This window comes from Sulfuricystis thermophila (genome assembly GCF_004323595.1).
Lineage (GTDB): Bacteria > Pseudomonadota > Gammaproteobacteria > Burkholderiales > Rhodocyclaceae > Sulfuricystis > Sulfuricystis thermophila.
Map to the genome: position 1 here is coordinate 2,537,282 of NZ_AP019373.1, position 16,091 is coordinate 2,553,372.

A 16,091-nucleotide genomic window follows, 5' to 3' on the forward strand; every position below is an offset into this window, starting at 1 on the left:
CGGCCCGCGCAAGGCGGGCCGAAAAAATCGTAGAAAAAATGATCAGAGGCTCATACAAACCGTGTAGGTGGCTGCAGGATCGACGGCCGTCGTACAAGCGGCCGGTGATCCTGCCACGGCACAGTGCGCCGTGTTCTGGCGAGTCGTTGGCGCGCCTGGCACCGCACGCATCGAACCGGTGAAAGGATTACCGTCATCCATCGTCGTATCGAGTTGCAGCACGAATTTGCCAAGAATACCCCTGGAACAGACGATGAAAGTGCCCGTCAAGCCGCTGATGTATTGCTGTGCAGGCGTGGCACTGCCTGACTCGATGCCGATGCGGCCGCCATCAGCATTGGTAGGGAAGTAGGACGGATCAGCCAAATTCGTTGGGCCGGAAGCCAGATTGGCAAGACGCACATGCTGCCAGAAAACCACACTTTCAGGCGCAGTCGCACTCACATCACTGGAGAACCAGTCTCCTTCGATGACCCCATTGCCAAGAGTGCCACCAGCTCCCGGCTGAGCGCCGGTGCCGAGATGAGCGGCAACGTTGGCATCGTCGCCGGGTAAAGCGCGAAATTTGTCCTGATAGCCGTAGATGAAGAGGGGAATGTTGCGGAAGTCCTGGGCAAAATTTTTCACTTTGGCGCTGTTGATCAGTTCTTGACCCTTCAGCACGCCGCCCAGCAGCAGGCCGATGATGACCAAGACGATGGCGATCTCGACCAGGGTGAAACCGGCCTGTCTTTTCATTGTATTTGCTCCACCAAAAGTCATAGGCAAGTCAGAAAAAGCACGATTTGTGCCAATACTATCGCCGCAAAGCATATTCCGGAATCAAGCCTTCGAGGAGCGAAACACAAGCGCAATTCTGGACCAGTTTCCGATCGGACTTCGATCGCTGCAGAGGGGTATGTGACGAAAAATCGACGCTGCGTCGAAAGCTTGACAGATCAGGATGGCCATAGAATGTGTCCACCAACGTTTTCAGAGGCGGCATGTCCCTGGTTCGTACCATAGTCCGGCGTCGCTGGATATTCCTGGCGTTCTTGGCGGCGCTGCATCTGGTTTTCGTGCTCGGACCCGAAAACTTGATCGCCCGCTGGCTCTTCCTTTCCCACATCGGGCTCGGCCTACTTTGGCAGCCGTTCGTTCAACCACGCCGGCGGTTGACAGCGGAAAGCGCGGTCGTCGTCGTCTGCGCAGCGGCTCTGCTCGCCTGGCTCCTCGACTGGGGCATCCTGCTCATCTGGACGGTGCTCCTCGCCGGTGTCGTCGGCGGCAAGGTGTTCGTATTTCCTGATCGCTGGGAGCGCATTTTCCATCTGGCCGGGCTGGGCTACCTCGTCATGGTCGTGCTGGTGCGAGTGCTGCCGGCCGCCGTGAGCGCCCATGTGTCACTCGACATCCTGCCCGGGGAGCTCGCCAACCTGCTGGCAACCCTGATCCTGGTTTTCATGGCGCTCCTGCCGCTACGGCAGGGAACGCTCGAAGAGCGTGCCGAGATCGTCGATTTCATTTACGGCATGTTCGTCGTACTGCTGTTGACCGTGTTGGTGTTGGGCAGCCTCAGCTTCTCGCTGCTGTACAAGGTTGGCTACCTCGAGTCGATTCTGATCACCCTCGGCGCAGTCGCCGGGCTGCTGCTGTTGCTCGCCTTCATCTGGAATCCCCGCGCCGGTTTCGTCGGCTTGGGAACTGCAGTGGCTCAGCATGTGTTCTCGCTCGGCCTGCCGGTCGAGGAGTGGCTGCAATCCCTGGCCGAGTTGAGCCGCCTGGAAGCGGATCCCGAGCGCTTTTTATCACTGGCTTGCGCAGAGCTGCCCAGGCGCCTGCCCGGCGTGCGGGGGGGGCGTTGGTCGGTTGCTGGCGCACAAGGAGAGTTTGGTGAGTTGCACGGACATTGCACCCGCTATGTCCATGCTGGCCTGACGCTCGAACTGGTGACGCACGGAGAACCCAGCCCTGCACTACGCTGGCACCACGACCTGATCGTGCGTCTCTTGGCCGAGTTCTATCTGGGCAAATGGCGTGCCCGCGAGCTGCAGCGTCTGTCCTATATCGAGGCCATCCACGAAACGGGCGCACGTCTCACCCATGACGTGAAAAACCTGCTGCAATCGCTCGACACCCTCTGCGCGGCAGCCAACGAGGCGGGAGCGCCCCCCTCTCCCCGCTTTACCGCGCTGTTGCGCCGCCAGTTACCGGAGATCTCCGCCCGTCTGCGCCAGACGCTGAACAAGTTGGTCGAGCCTGGCAAACAGCTGCAGCCGGCCGAACTGCCGCAAACGGCGATGGAATGGCTCGCATCGTTGGAAAAGCGTTACGCGGATGACGCCACGCAGATCCGCGGCGACGGCGATCTCGCGGCATGCCGCCTGGAAGCCCCGGCGCTGTTTTTCAGCGTCGCCGAAAATTTGTTGCAAAACATCGCCGCCAAGCGGCGGCGCGAGCCTGGTCTCAAAGCAAGCGTGCGCCTGTTAGGCCTACCGGAAGGAGCATGTCTCGAAATCTGCGACGATGGCGCGGCCATTCCGGACGCCTTGGCGCAGCGGCTGCTGCGCGAACGCGTGGTTTCCGAAGACGGCTTGGGTATCGGGCTTTATCAATGCGCCCGTCAGGCGGAACAGGCTGGCTACCGCCTGAGTCTCCTGGAAAACAGGGCGGGCCGGGTGTGCTTCCGGCTAGAACCGGCACCGGCGCTCGAACCGGCTTCAGGCGGATGACGTCTTGCGCCCCATGAGGGGGTAAACAGCGACCTCGCCCAAGCCTTTGAGATGCAGGCGTCGTGCTGCGGCAAACTCGTAACGACCGGCGAGATGCTCGTAAGTGGCGGCATCGCAGTAGATGGACCCGGGAAGCGCTTCGTCGGTGAGCCGACTGGCCAGATTCACCTTGTCGCCCCAAACGTCATAGATGAACTTGTGTTTGCCGACCACGCCGGCGACGACCGGTCCGGTGCTGATGCCGATGCGCAGCGCCAGATGACCTGAGTCGAAGCGGTGGTCGTGCCGCAACAGGGCCTGCATCGCCAGCGCGAAATCGGCACAGGCGCTGGCCTGATCGCTCGCCGCACGATCGAGGCCACCGGCGGCCATGTAGGCATCGCCGATCGTCTTGATCTTTTCCAGGCCAAAGCGTGCACACAGGTCGTCGAATGCGGAAAAGATCTCGTTGAGCATGCCGAAGACCTGTTCGGGGCTCATGTGCGAGGCGATCAGCGTGAAATCGACCAGGTCGGCGAACATCACCGTGGCCTCGGGAAACCCATCGGCGATGATTTTCTCCCCTTGCTTCAGACGTTCGGCCACCGGGGCCGGCAGGATGTTGAGGAGCAGTTTCTCGGAACGATACTGGGCCTCCAACAGTTGCCGATGCGCTTCTTCGAGGCGCTCCTGGATCTTGCGCTTCTCCTGTATCGAATAACGCAGCAGCACATAGATGATGGTTGCGACCGCAATGAAGTTGAGCGCGAAGAACACCATGCTGGTGCGTAGCGGGATGGCCAGCTTCTGGGTGGCATAAGCATCGGCGAGCAGGAAATCGAACGCACCGGTCAATGCAGTAAACAAAACCCAGGCGAGAAACCAGACGATCGACTCGCGCACGCCATAGCAAAGAATCGCCCCGAATGGCGCCAGCAGCCCCCAAAGGATGATGCCGCTGCCGGTAATGAAGTTGCCGATACCCCACTGCATCGCGAAGGGCGCGAACAGGAACAGTGTGAGCTGGGAAAAGCGGAAAAAGTCGAAATTGCGGGAGTAGATGTAGAGCAACAGGTTGCCGGCCAGCGTGAGCTGGAACAGATAAGGCAGTGTGACCGAAAATCGCGGGCCAAGAACCCAGTAAATCGCCACCCCGAGCATCGAGGTGATGCTCACCAGGCCAGTGGCGAAGAACAGCAGCTGCTTGTTGAGCGCGAGATCGGGACTGTCGCCGGGCTCGACGCCGGCATTGCGCAGCCGTTCTAGGAAGCCAGGCGAGGAGGCGACGGTAAGCACTGAAGACATGTTCATAGTATGACGCAATCTGGACGCATCAGGATGGAGCGGCAGTGCCTTCCGGTAGAATTGCCGCCATGATCGAGATCACGCTCAACGGTGAAAAGCGGCAGTTGGCGGCGCCGCTGACCGTCGCCCGGCTGCTGGAGCTGGAAGGCCTGACCGGCAAGCGCGTCGCGGTGGAAAGAAATGGCACCATCGTGCCGAAGAGCCTGCATGCTGAAACGCCCATCGAGGCGGGGGATACGCTCGAAATCGTCGTCGCCGTCGGCGGCGGCTGAACGCGAAGGGAAAACCCATGGAAGACGCACTGATCATCGCTGGCAAGGCATATCGCTCGCGCCTGTTGGTCGGCACCGGCAAATACAAGGATTTCGACGAGACGAGACGCGCCATCGAAGCCTCTGGCGCCGAGATCGTCACCGTGGCGATCCGCCGCACCAACATCGGCCAGGACCCGCAGCAGCCTTCGCTGCTCGATGCCCTGCCGCCTTCGAAGTACACCTATCTGCCCAATACCGCCGGCTGCTACACGGCCGAGGAGGCCATTCGCACGTTGCGTCTGGCGCGCGAGCTGCTCGACGGCCACAGCCTCGTCAAGCTCGAAGTGCTCGGCGACAAGGAAACGCTGTTCCCCAACATGCCGGAAACCCTGAAAGCCGCCGAAATTCTCGTCAAGGAAGGTTTCCAGGTGATGGTCTATTGCTCCGATGACCCGATCCAGGCAAAGCTGCTGGAGGAGATCGGCTGTGTGGCGGTGATGCCGCTTGCATCGCTGATCGGTTCCGGCATGGGCATCCTCAACCCTTGGAATCTCTCACTCATCATCGAGAAGGCCAAGGTGCCGGTGCTGGTCGACGCGGGTGTTGGCACGGCGTCGGATGCCGCGATCGCGATGGAATTGGGCTGTGATGGCGTGTTGATGAACACGGCGATCGCCGGGGCGAAGAATCCGGTGTTGATGGCTGCCGCGATGAAGAAGGCCGTCGAGGCCGGCCGCGAGGCCTATCTTGCCGGACGCATGCCGAAGAAGTTCTACAGCGCGAGCCCGAGCTCGCCGATGACCGGTCTGATCGGCGGCAAGTGAAGCGCTGCTGCTGCTGGGCACTCCCCTGGCTACTCGTCGTGATGCCGGCATTTGCCGACGAACCTGGCCTGTCGGCGGAGGGGTTGGTTCCGGTACGCCACGGCTATGCCTTCGAACAACCCGACATTCTCCTGCGCCAGCGCCTCTTCGGCCTCGCCCATGGCGTGCACCTGCTGCTCTCCGCCTGCCTCGACAAGCAGCTGAACGTTCAGGCGATAGAGCAAGCCTACGAGCAATGGCATACCGCGCAGGAACCGGCGATCGACGCGCTGCGCAATGCGCTCGCCGAACACCATTTTGGTGCCCAGGCGTCGCGTGCCGGCTGGCAGGACATCGCCCGTGTGCTGGGACTCAAGGAAACCATTTATCCCGCGCTCGGCACGGTCGGGCTGGAAGAGGCCTGTGCGACACTGCCGCTCGCCTTGACCCGACCCACCTATGATTTCGTCACGCAACTCGGAATGACCGATGCAGCCCCCCAGCAATGACGCCGCACCGCGGCATGCGCACATCCGCAGCTATGTACTGCGCCAAGGCCGTGTTTCGAATGCCCAGCAACGTCATTACGAAGAAGGCATGCCACGCTGGGGGATCCCCTATGCTGCCGCGCCGCTCGATCTTGCCGCTGTCTTCGGCCGCCATGCGCCGACGATTCTCGAAATCGGCTGCGGCATGGGCGAGACGACCGCAATCATTGCCGCTCATCATCCCGAGAGCGACTTCATCGGCATCGAAGTGCACACCCCGGGCGTCGGCAGCCTGCTGAAGGAAATCGCCACCCGCGGGCTGACCAACCTGCGGGTGATCCAGCACGATGCGGTCGAGGTAGTGCGCGACATGATCCCCCATGGCTCGCTTTCCGGCATCCACGTTTTCTTTCCCGATCCGTGGCCGAAGAAGCGCCACCACAAGCGGCGCCTGATCCAGCCGCCTTTCGTGCATGAGCTCGCGCTGCGCCTGATGCCGGGCGGCTATCTGCATCTGGCGACCGACTGGGAGGAATACGCGCAGCAGATGCTCGAGGTCTTGTCGGCCGAGCCCCTGCTCGAAAACACTGCCCAGGGCTTTGCGCCGCGTCCCGAGTGGCGGCCGCAGACCAAGTTCGAGCAGCGCGGCCTGCGCCTGGGGCATGGCGTCTGGGACGTGTTGTTCAGACGGCGAGAAACAGCGCAATCAGGCGATTGAGGAAACGCCGGCCCAAAGGTGTCGGCTGCAAACGGCCGTCGGCGATTGCCAGCAGGCCCTGCTGCCGTCCTGCCAGCGCCGATTTCTCGATGGTGGAAAGCGGCAGGCCGGTGCGCTCGGCAAACAGCGCGAGCGGCACGCCCTCGGCCAGCCGCAGCGCATTCATCATGAACTCGCCGGGCAAGTCCTCCATCGCCACCGGCAGCCAGCAGCGCGTGATCGGATCGGCGAGATAGTCCTTCGGATGGCGCGGCCGCGCTTCGCGGTGGATAGCCAAACCACCGGGCAGCGTTGGCGCAGGGCCGTCCCAAGCCAACGCGGCACGCGGCGAAGCCGCAAACCGCGTTTGGGTTTCTACGGCGAGCCCCTCGTTTTCGCGAGCGCAGCGAGCCTGTTTGGAACCCCCCGCGAGGGGGGCGAAGGGGGGCGTGCTGATTTTTGAGTGAGCGCCCGCGCCGAGCCCAAGGTAATCACCAAACGTCCAGTAGTTGAGATTGTGCGCGCAGCGCTGCCCCGGTTTTGCGTAGGCCGAGGTCTCGTAATGCTCGAATCCGGCAGCGAGAAGGCGTGTCTCGACCATTTCCAGCATGTCGGCGGCGAGATCCTCGTCGGGCAGCGGCGGCGGCGCGTGGTGGAACGGCGTGTTCGGTTCGAGCGTCAGGTGATAGGCGGAAATGTGCGAAACGCCAGTAGCGATCGCGGTTTCGATGTCGCGGCGCGCTTCATCGAGGGTTTGTCCGGGCAACGCCACCATCAGGTCGAGATTGACGCGTGTAAAGTGCCGCTGGGCGATCTCGATCGCCCGTCTGGCTTCGTCACCGGAGTGGATGCGGCCGAGGGCGGCGAGTTTCGCATCATCGAAGCTCTGGATGCCCAGCGAGAGGCGATTGACCCCCGCATCCGCATAGGCTGCGAAACGTTCCGCCTCGACCGTGCCGGGATTCGCTTCCAGCGTGATCTCCGCCTCCGGCCACAGGCGCACCCGCGCGCGGATCGCGTCGAGCAATGCGCCGACGGTACTGCCCGCCATCAGGCTCGGCGTGCCGCCGCCGATGAAGACGGAGATCACTGGCCGGCCCCAGATCGCGGGCAGCACGGCTTCGAGATCGCGGATCAGTGCCGCAAGGTAATCGGCCTCTTGCGGCGCGCTGTCGTGCGAGTTGAAGTCGCAGTAAGGACACTTCCTCACACACCACGGCCAATGGACATAGAGCGAAAGCGGCGGCGGCGCCAAAGTCGGCGCTGGCGGCACGGCACGGATCGGAATGATATGTTTCAAACGTCGAGTTTCAGGCGTTCGATCAGCTGCCGCAGAGCCTTGCCGCGGTGCGAGCGGCGGTTTTTCTCCTCGGCGGAGATTTCGGCGGCGGTGAGTCCCAGCTCGGGGACGAGGAAATACGGGTCATAGCCGAAGCCGTTTTGGCCTCTGGGCGTGTCGATGATCTCGCCATGCCACTCGCCCTCGCAGATGATCGGTTGCGGATCTTCGGCATGATGCACGAACACCAGCACGGCGACGTAGTGGGCGCGGCGATCCTGCTTGCCGGCCAGCTCACTGATCAGCTTCTGGTTGTTGCGCTCGTCGGACTTGGGTTCCCCGGCATAACGCGCCGAATAGACCCCCGGTGCGCCGCCCAGCGCATGGACGCAAATGCCAGAATCGTCGGCCAGCGCCGGCAAGCCGGTGAGTCTCGCCGCGTGGCGCGCCTTGGCGAGCGCGTTTTCGACGAAGGTGATGTGCGGCTCCTCGGCTTCCGGGATGTTGAAGTGCGCCTGCGGCAGCACCTCGATGTCGATGGTGGCGAGCATCTGGCCGAATTCGCGCAGCTTGCCGGGGTTGTTCGAGGCGAGGACGATCTGTTTCATGCGATCTCCAATGCGGCCTTCTGGGCCGCGATGATTTCCCTGATCCCCTTGTCGGCGAGCTTGAGCAGCTCGTCGAGCTCGGCGCGGGTAAAGGGTGCGCCTTCGGCGGTGCCCTGCAGTTCGACCATGCCGCCGGCGCCGGTCATCACGACATTCATGTCGGTATCGCAAGCCGAGTCTTCCGCGTAGTCGAGATCGAGCACCGGCTGGCCGTCTACGATGCCGACCGAGACGGCGGCGACGAAATCCTTCATTGGATGGCGGCCAAGCTGCCCTGCGGCCACCAAACCACTCAGCGCATCGTAAAGTGCGACACAGGCGCCGCTGATCGAGGCGCAGCGCGTGCCGCCATCGGCCTGGATGACGTCGCAATCGAGCGTCACCTGCCGCTCCCCCAGCGCCGACAAATCGGTGACGGCGCGCAAACTGCGGCCGATCAGCCGCTGGATTTCCTGCGTGCGGCCGGATTGCTTGCCTTTCGCCGCCTCGCGCTCCGTGCGCGTGTGGGTGGAACGCGGCAGCATGCCGTATTCGGCGGTGACCCAACCCTGTCCCTTGCCTTTCAGGAAGGGCGGCACTTTTTCTTCGACGCTGGCGGTGCAGATGACCTTGGTGTGGCCGAATTCGATCAGCACGCTGCCTTCGGCATGGCGCGTGTAATGACGGGTGATTCTCAGCGGCCGCAGCTGATCGGGCGCGCGGCCGTCGAGTCTTGGATTCATACATTCTCCTTGACGGGGATTGGAGTGGCAGCGAGCAGACGTTGCAGCGAAAAGGCGCTTTGTGGTCGCGCCAGTGGATCGAGGCGCAGGCACTGGTCGATGGTGTCGAGCAACTGCGGCGAGTAACGTCCCGCCCAGCGCTGGCTCGCCGGTACGAGCGGATCACCGCCGAGGCGGCGGTCGGCAGGTGTCGGCGCCGCAGCGGCAAGGCAGGCGTACATGCTGGCGCCCACCGCATAGACATCGGTCCAGGGGCCGATCTCTCCGCCTTTGTCATATTGCTCCGGTGCGGCATAGCCGGGGGTATAGACCGGCCGCAGGTCGCCCGCCTTTTGCAAAGCCTGGCGCGCGGCGCCGAAGTCGATCAGCACGGGACTGGCGTCGAGGCGCAGCCAGATGTTCGAGGGCTTGATGTCCAGATGCAGCAGGCGGCTGGCATGCACCTCGCGCAAGCCGGAGAGCAGGCGCATGAATACGCCGCGCACGAAATTCTCAGAGAGTTCGCCGGGATGTTTGCGGATGTGCTCGTGCAGCGTGCGGCCGCGCTCGTAGGCCATCACCAGATAGACGGTATCGTTGGCGCGCAGGAAATTCTCCACGCGCACGACGTTGGGATGATTCAGGCGCGAGAGCGCGATCCCTTCCTCGTAGAAGGCCATCATGCCACTGTGATAGGCGGCGCGGTGCTCGGGCTTTACCTGGGGCACCAGCCCGACCGTACGGCGGGCGAGCGACTGCGGCAGGTATTCCTTGATCGCCACGGGATGGCCGCGCGGGTCGGTGGCCAGATAGACGATCGAGAACCCCCCCATCGAGAGCTGACGCTCGAAGCGGTAACCGTCGATGACATGGCCGGCCGGCAGGGGGATGCTGGTTTGCTGAAGTGCCATGTGCCCATTGTAAATGCTGGTAAGCTCGCCATCTGAACCGCAAGGAAGATTGCCCATGAACATCCAGAGCATGACCGGCTATGCCGCCCTCGACCGCGATCTCGGCCCGCTGCGGCTCGCGCTCGAGCTGAAGAGCGTCAATGGCCGTTTCCTCGATCTCAATTTCCGCTGTGCCGAAGAGCTGCGTTTCCTCGAAATGCCGTTGCGCGAGCGGCTCGCGGCGGCGATCGGCCGCGGCAAGGTCGATTGCCGGCTGACCCTGCAGCCGAACAGCACCGCCACGCCGCATCTGGTCGCCAATCTCGCGCTGGTGCGCCAGCTGTCCGCGCTGGAAGCCGAAGTGCGCAGCGTCCTGGGCAGCGCGGCACCACTGTCGGTGGCCGACGTGCTGCGCTGGCCGGGGGTGCTGGAAAGCGAAGCGATCTCACCTGAACGCTTGCAGACCGAGTGTTTCGCCTTGCTCGATGCGGTGCTCGTCGATTTTCTCGCCAGCCGCGCACGCGAAGGCACCCGTCTCGGCGAAGCGTTGATGGAACGCGTCGCAAAGATGCGTGCCGCGGTCGCCCAGGTCGAGCCACTGGTGCCGGCGGCGATCGCCGAATACAGCGAGCGGCTGGCAGCACGTTTGCGCGAAGCGGTCGCCGCGCTCGATGAAGAGCGCATCCGCCAGGAAATCGGCGTCTTTGCCGCCAAGATCGACGTCGCCGAGGAACTGGCGCGCCTCGTCACCCATCTGAATGAAGTCGAGCGTGTGCTCGACCACGGCGGTGCGGTTGGCAAGCGCCTCGATTTCCTGATGCAGGAACTGAACCGCGAGGCGAACACGCTGGCCTCGAAATCCGTATCCGCCGCCGTCACCAAGATTGCCCTCGAACTGAAACTGCTCATCGAGCAGATGCGCGAACAGGTGCAGAACTTGGAATGACAACGTCATACGTTGCATGTCGTAGCAGCGATGCCTGAAAAGCCCCATGAATAGGGGCTTTTTTGTTTTTCTAGCGTTGCATTGCGTAGCTGACAAGCGCATAATTTTTGTGCACCCAAGTGTGCACCCAGGGCATTTTTGGGGGGATTTTTTGGGTGCACATACCAATGCGCGAACAAGGAGGCGACGTGGGCAATCTGACTGACATACAGATTCGGGACTGGATCAGGCGTGGTGAGCGTTTCGAGCAGCGAGGCGACGGCGACGGTCTTTATCTGCGATTCCGCAAGGCCGACGCGACGCCGAGTTGGATTTTTCGTTATCGGGTTGGCGGCAAGGCGAGAGCGATGGTCATTGGGCGCTACAAGACCCTGAGCCTGGCCGATGCGCGACGCACGGCGAAGGAACTGCGGGCGCGAGTCGCGCTTGGCTTCGATCCCGCCGGAGAAAAGCAGGAACGCAAGCGCGAGACGCTTCGCAAGATCGAGGAGGCCAAGCGGCGAATGACGGTCGGCGAGCTTGCCGACGAGTATTTCGCGGCGATGATCGCGGGCCGCTGGAAGCATCCCAATATCTGCCGGGCGCGGATCGAGCGGGACATCAAGCCCGCCATTGGGCACATTCCCATCGATGAGGTCAAGCCGCAGCATATCGACGATCTGCTAAAGGGAATCGTCAAGCGCGGAGCGCCGACGATGGCGAATGACACGCTGCGCTGGTGCAAGCGCATCTTCAATTACGGCATCAAGCGGCAGCTATGCCAATTCAATCCCGCTGCGCCGTTCGACGTGACCGACGCGGGCGGTAGAGAGGAGCCCCGCGACCGTTGGTTGACGCGCGAGGAATTGACGGCGTTGTTCGCGGCGATGCGCGTGGCAAAGGGTTGGAATACGCTCAACACCTACGCGGTAAAGCTGCTGCTGATGCTTGCCTGCCGACGCGAGGAGCTTATCGCGGCGCGTGTTGCCGAATTCGATCTTGATGGCGCGGTGTGGCACCTGCCCGGCTCGCGCACCAAAACTGGCAAGGCCATTGACATTCCGCTGCCGAGGCAAGCCGTGGTGATCCTGCGCGAGGTGATTCGATTTGGCGGGGATTCGGCTTGGCTTTTCCCTGCCCGCAAGATGCAATTGCGCATGACCCCGCATATCGACCTGAACACGGTCGGAGCCGCTCTGAACAAGCACATTCGGCCTGCGCTGAGGAAGCGGGGCATTCCCGATTTCACTGTGCATGATTTCCGGCGCACGGCGCGAACGCACTTGGCCGCGCTTGGCGTTGAACCCTACGTGGCCGAGCGATGCCTGAACCATTCCATCAAAGGTGTCGAGGGAATTTACAACCGCCATGACTTTTTCGATGAGCGGCGCGTAGCCCTGCAAAAATGGGCCGACCTGCTAGAGCGGCTTGAAAACGGCGGCGCGGAGGTGATCGACTTCCAGAAAATCGGCAGGCAAGGCCGGGCAGTCTGACTTTCCGTCGGAGAATCAGGCGGTTAGACCCATTGCCTGCTCGCAGGGGCAGGCACTATATCTAGTAGGCCGCAACGTCACGCGCACTAGGCGAAACCGTAACCCATTGATTATTCAACGGGTGAAATTTTTTCCTTTGAGGTTTCGTTACGTCGCTATACGATTCGACCAATCGCATGGCTTCGTCATGCGAGAGGTGCAGACCAGGGACGTGGCCGCGTCCCTGGTCTGCAAACGACGTCCGGCAGCCGGAAGCCGTTGCGTTGGATGCGTCTCCCATACGCACGGCTAGGATAGGTCTAGCAACGCTAAGAAGTCAACACTTGTTACCACTTCCCACCACCTATCCCCTACCGGCTGCCATTGCAGAAAAGGAGCATTGCAATGGCATACATTCGCATCAATCAGATTGCTGAACGACTCGGCGGCATCCATCAATCAACCGTCTGGCGCAAGCTGAGCACCGATCCCAGAGCGCCAAAGGCAGTCAGGCTTGGATCGAGGCTAACAGTTTTCGACGAAGCCGAGGTCGAGCGTTGGATTGCTGGCCTGGTCGAGGCGGCGCGACGCAATCCCGCACCAAGGAAGCTACCGGATACCGACGCCATTCGGCGCGGCGCGGCTACTCGCAAAGCTCTGCGGCAAGCTGCCAAGTGACGGAGGCGGGCCATGACTACGCAAACAAAATGCCGTGGGGCGGGCACCCGCACGGCAAGAAAGAATACTGAGCGGCACGATTATCGCGCGTTTCTGACCGTCAAGCCAAGCCGCATCGAGCGCAGGCAAAAGCGCTGCTGGCGGAAAGGAGCGCGGCGATGAATCCTCTTCCGAAAATGACGAGCGATTTGCATCGTGTCGGCGGCGGTTATTCCGTTCAGTTTGACACCCGATCCGGCGTGCTGCGCTGCGAGTGGACACCATCTGTTCCAAGCCCGCGCGACCTGCGGCGGAAGGTGGATATGCGCAAGTATGAGGCGGCGCGTGACGCCTTTTGCGCTGAACTGGCGCGGCGTGTCTTTCCGGGCGTTCAGTCGCCTGCTGTGGTGATTGTCGCGGAGGAGATCAAAAATGACGAATGACCCCATCGAATCCTTCCGCGCTGCAATCGAAGCCGCCGGCCTGACCCCGCCGAGCGTCATCGAGCCCGATGGCCGACTGCACCGGTTCGGCACCAACGGCAAGCCCGGCGATGACGCGGGATGGTATCTCTTCCATGCCGACGGAATACCCGCCGGCGTATTCGGCGACTGGCGCACAGGCTTGCAAACGACCTGGAGGGCGACCGCCGAGCGGCGCTTGTCGCCATCGGAAAACGCTGCGCTGCGCGTCAAGCTGCGGCAAATGCGCGAGACCCGCGAGGCCGCCGAGCGTGCAGGGCAGGAAGAGGCCGCGAAACGCGCCGAGGCGATATGGGCGGCATCGGCCCCGGCGACCGAGGCGCACGGATATCTTGCGCGCAAAGGAATCGGGCCGCACGGCGCTAGGGTGATCCAGTCGGGCGATTGCGCGGGATGGCTTGCGGTTCCGATGCTCTCTATCGATGGCAAGTTGTGGAACATCGAGCGCATCGCCCCGGAAAAGCCCGCCGACGGTAGCACCGACAAGAAGGGGCTTTTTCATGGCCGGCGCACAGGATGCTTCTATCTGCTCGGCAACATCGAAGGCGCAAAGGCGCTGCTGATCTGCGAGGGGTTCGCGACTGGCGTATCGCTTCATGAGGCGACCGGCCTGCCCGTGGCCGTGGCCTTCAATGCCGGGAATCTTGAGCCTGTGGCCGCGGTGCTGCGGTGCAAGCATCCCGGCCTGCCGATGCTGATCTGCGGCGACGATGATTGGCGCACTCCCGGCAATCCGGGACGCGCCAAGGCGCAAGCTGCGGCGCGAGCCGTCGGCGCGGCGGCGGTGTTCCCGATATTCGCCGGTGAGCGCGGCGAGAAGCAGACCGATTTCAATGACCTGCACCAAGCCGAAGGGTTGGAAGCGGTGCGGCGCATCATCATGCCTGCTGTCGCGGCGCTGACCGGGCAAGGCGAGCCGCAAGCGCCGAAGGCTGCCGCCGAAGTCGACGCTGCATCGGGCTGCCCCTTCCCCGGCGAAGAATCCCGCCCATGCTTCGTCGTGCTGGATGAATGGACGGAGTGGCAGGGCCGGCGCTGGCGACCCGGCACCTATTACTGTGGCGTGGCAAGGCCGAAGAAAGATGACGCCCCGGCGACGATGTTCGAGGAATGGTTTTGCTCGCCGTTGCACGTCGAGGCCGTTACCCATGACGATAGAGAAAGCAATTTCGGTAGAAGGTTGCGGTTCAAAAACAGTCTGGGCAGGTGGCGAACGTGGGCGATGCCAATGGAACTGCTGCGCGGAAGCGGTGAGGAATTGCGCGGCGAGCTTTTGGCGATGGGTGTCGAGCTTGACCCGGCGAAGTCGCGCAGTTATCTGCCTGCCTATCTGCAATCGCGAACCCCGACCCGGCGCATGCGCTGCGCCATGCGCACGGGATGGGCAGGCAAGTCTTTCGTGCTGCCCGACGAGGTAATCGGGCCGGATGCCGCTGGCGTGATTTTCCAGAGCGGCGAGCGCGGGCACGATGAGCACACGCTAGCCGGGACGCTGGAATCCTGGCGGGCCGAAGTCTCGGCGCTGGCGCGTGGCAATCCCCTGCTGACGCTGGCGATTTCTGGCGGATTCGCCGGGCCGATGCTTGCGCGATGCAACGCCGAAGGTGGCGGACTGCACTTCGTCGGCGATTCAAGCACCGGCAAAACGACGCTGCTGCAAGCGGCTTGCTCGATTTGGGGCGGGCCGAATTACCGGCGAAGCTGGCGGGCGACCGCGAACGGTCTCGAAGGCGCGGCGAGTCTGTTCAATGACTGTCTGCTTGCGCTGGACGAAATCTCCGAGGCCGACCCGCGCGAAGTCGGGCAAATCGTTTATGCCGTCGCGAACGGTTACGGTAAGCAAAGAGCATCACGCACCGGCGCGGCGCGGAGCGTGACGCGCTGGCGCTGCTTTCTGCTGTCGAGCGGTGAGCGCAGCATCGAGACTACGATGAACGAAGGCGGGCATCGGGCCAAGGCCGGTCAAAGCGTGCGACTGTTGAATGTTCCCGTCGCGCGGGAATTTGGCGCATGGGACGACCTGCACGGCGCGGCATCCCCGGCGGCATTCGCCGATGCCATCAAACGCGCGGCGGCGGCGCATCATGGCCGCGCCGGTCGAGCCTTTCTGGAAAGGCTGACCCATGACGAGCGCGACTTTTGCGCCCTGCTCGAAGAGGTCAAGGGGCTTCCCATGTTCGCGGCGGAAGGCGGCGAAGGTCAGGAAAAGCGGGCCGCTGCGCGGTTCGCGCTGATCGGTCTCGCCGGTGAGCTTGCGACCGAGTATGGCCTGACTGGATGGGCCGAAGGCGAGGCCATCGATGCGGCGGCGCTGGCTTTTGGCTTGTGGCGATCCATGCGCGGCAGGGGCAACGACGAGCGGCGACAGATCGCCGAGCAGGTTTCCGCATTCCTTGAGCGGCACGGCGACGGGAGATTCTCGGATGCCGACGCGCCTACCGATATTGCAATTCGGGATCGAGCAGGATGGTGGCGCGACGAGCAGGGGAGTCGCATCTATCTGTTCACGGCGGAAGCGATGCGCGAAGCGCTGCGCGGTTTCGACCTCCGACGCGCATTGGACGTGCTGCAAGAGCTTGGTGCATTGCCTGCGCCAGACGGCGACGGAAAGACCGCGCATCGGTTCAGGATCGGCGGGCGGCGCATGCGGCTTTACGCCATCAATCCCGACAAGCTGGAAGTCGCGCAATGATCCGCCCATCTTCATTTTTGCGTGTCCCACGTGTCCCACGTGTCCCATTGCCCGGAAACCCGCATCAAATGGGCATTTCGGGAAATCGAGGCCGGGACACGTGGCCCTGTCCCAATGTGTCCCACGTGTCCCGGCTGCTGGTTGGAGC

At 62.8% G+C, this 16,091-nt stretch carries 16 protein-coding genes; 10 read left to right on the forward strand and 6 right to left on the reverse strand.

From position 1 onward, the window contains the following. Positions 1–42 precede the first annotated feature (42 nt). A complete protein-coding gene (locus M52SOB_RS12805) occupies positions 43–738 on the reverse strand; it encodes a prepilin-type N-terminal cleavage/methylation domain-containing protein (RefSeq protein WP_131112165.1) in 696 nt (231 codons plus the stop codon). A 245-nt stretch (positions 739–983) separates the two neighbouring features. Here M52SOB_RS12805 and M52SOB_RS12810 point away from each other — a divergent pair, with 245 nt between their 5' ends. Beyond that, entirely contained in the window at positions 984–2,711 is a 1,728-nt protein-coding gene (locus tag M52SOB_RS12810; protein ID WP_131112166.1) for a sensor histidine kinase, read from the forward strand. On the opposite strand, the gene M52SOB_RS12815 is transcribed toward M52SOB_RS12810, so the two are convergent. After that, positions 2,700–3,995: an adenylate/guanylate cyclase domain-containing protein gene (locus M52SOB_RS12815; protein WP_131112167.1), complete on the reverse strand. Its 1,296-nt coding sequence runs from the start codon at positions 3,993–3,995 to the stop codon at positions 2,700–2,702. The genes M52SOB_RS12810 and M52SOB_RS12815 overlap by 12 nt on opposite strands. Before the next feature lie 68 nt (positions 3,996–4,063). Here M52SOB_RS12815 and thiS point away from each other — a divergent pair, with 68 nt between their 5' ends. From thiS to trmB, 4 genes are read left to right on the forward strand one after another with little or no spacing between them, the layout of a single operon-like run. After that, complete coding sequence (thiS, locus tag M52SOB_RS12820; RefSeq protein ID WP_131112168.1) at positions 4,064–4,267, forward strand: sulfur carrier protein ThiS; 204 nt, start codon at positions 4,064–4,066, stop codon at positions 4,265–4,267. A gap of 17 nt (positions 4,268–4,284) precedes the next feature. Next, on the forward strand, positions 4,285–5,073 hold the full coding sequence (locus M52SOB_RS12825) for a thiazole synthase (RefSeq protein ID WP_131112169.1): 789 nt from the start codon (positions 4,285–4,287) through the stop codon (positions 5,071–5,073). Between the two features lie 41 nt (positions 5,074–5,114). After that, positions 5,115–5,561 (forward strand): hypothetical protein, encoded by a 447-nt coding sequence (locus tag M52SOB_RS12830; RefSeq protein ID WP_131112170.1) that lies wholly within the window; start codon positions 5,115–5,117, stop codon positions 5,559–5,561. Next, positions 5,542–6,258, forward strand: a complete 717-nt coding sequence (gene trmB / locus M52SOB_RS12835; RefSeq protein WP_131112171.1) for a tRNA (guanosine(46)-N7)-methyltransferase TrmB — start codon at positions 5,542–5,544, stop codon at positions 6,256–6,258. Before M52SOB_RS12830 ends, trmB begins: the two co-directional genes overlap by 20 nt. Here trmB and hemW read toward each other — a convergent pair. From hemW to M52SOB_RS12855, 4 genes are read right to left on the reverse strand one after another with little or no spacing between them, the layout of a single operon-like run. Next, positions 6,224–7,537 carry a radical SAM family heme chaperone HemW gene (hemW, locus tag M52SOB_RS12840; RefSeq protein WP_131112172.1) on the reverse strand — a complete coding sequence of 438 codons (1,314 nt, stop codon included), beginning with the start codon at positions 7,535–7,537 and terminating at the stop codon, positions 6,224–6,226. The genes trmB and hemW overlap by 35 nt on opposite strands. Continuing rightward, positions 7,534–8,124, reverse strand: a complete 591-nt coding sequence (gene rdgB, locus M52SOB_RS12845) for an RdgB/HAM1 family non-canonical purine NTP pyrophosphatase (RefSeq protein WP_131112173.1) — start codon at positions 8,122–8,124, stop codon at positions 7,534–7,536. Before rdgB ends, hemW begins: the two co-directional genes overlap by 4 nt. Next, positions 8,121–8,846 carry a ribonuclease PH gene (gene rph, locus M52SOB_RS12850; RefSeq protein ID WP_131112174.1) on the reverse strand — a complete coding sequence of 242 codons (726 nt, stop codon included), beginning with the start codon at positions 8,844–8,846 and terminating at the stop codon, positions 8,121–8,123. The genes rdgB and rph overlap by 4 nt, the downstream gene beginning before the upstream one ends. After that, positions 8,843–9,736, reverse strand: coding sequence for a serine/threonine protein kinase (locus M52SOB_RS12855; RefSeq protein WP_131112175.1), 894 nt, complete (start codon positions 9,734–9,736; stop codon positions 8,843–8,845). The genes rph and M52SOB_RS12855 overlap by 4 nt, the downstream gene beginning before the upstream one ends. A gap of 55 nt (positions 9,737–9,791) precedes the next feature. Here M52SOB_RS12855 and M52SOB_RS12860 point away from each other — a divergent pair, with 55 nt between their 5' ends. The 5 genes from M52SOB_RS12860 (at position 9,792) to M52SOB_RS12880 (ending at position 15,943) form a co-directional block, all read left to right on the forward strand. Beyond that, positions 9,792–10,661 (forward strand): YicC/YloC family endoribonuclease, encoded by an 870-nt coding sequence (locus M52SOB_RS12860; protein WP_131112176.1) that lies wholly within the window; start codon positions 9,792–9,794, stop codon positions 10,659–10,661. Between the two features lie 188 nt (positions 10,662–10,849). Further along, positions 10,850–12,133 carry a tyrosine-type recombinase/integrase gene (locus M52SOB_RS12865; protein WP_172601848.1) on the forward strand — a complete coding sequence of 428 codons (1,284 nt, stop codon included), beginning with the start codon at positions 10,850–10,852 and terminating at the stop codon, positions 12,131–12,133. Positions 12,134–12,517: 384 nt separating this feature from the next. Next, positions 12,518–12,790 carry a helix-turn-helix transcriptional regulator gene (locus M52SOB_RS12870; RefSeq protein ID WP_131112178.1) on the forward strand — a complete coding sequence of 91 codons (273 nt, stop codon included), beginning with the start codon at positions 12,518–12,520 and terminating at the stop codon, positions 12,788–12,790. A 158-nt stretch (positions 12,791–12,948) separates the two neighbouring features. After that, positions 12,949–13,212: a hypothetical protein gene (locus M52SOB_RS12875; protein WP_131112179.1), complete on the forward strand. Its 264-nt coding sequence runs from the start codon at positions 12,949–12,951 to the stop codon at positions 13,210–13,212. Continuing rightward, entirely contained in the window at positions 13,202–15,943 is a 2,742-nt protein-coding gene (locus tag M52SOB_RS12880) for a DUF927 domain-containing protein (RefSeq protein WP_131112180.1), read from the forward strand. The genes M52SOB_RS12875 and M52SOB_RS12880 overlap by 11 nt, the downstream gene beginning before the upstream one ends. Positions 15,944–16,091 lie beyond the last annotated feature (148 nt).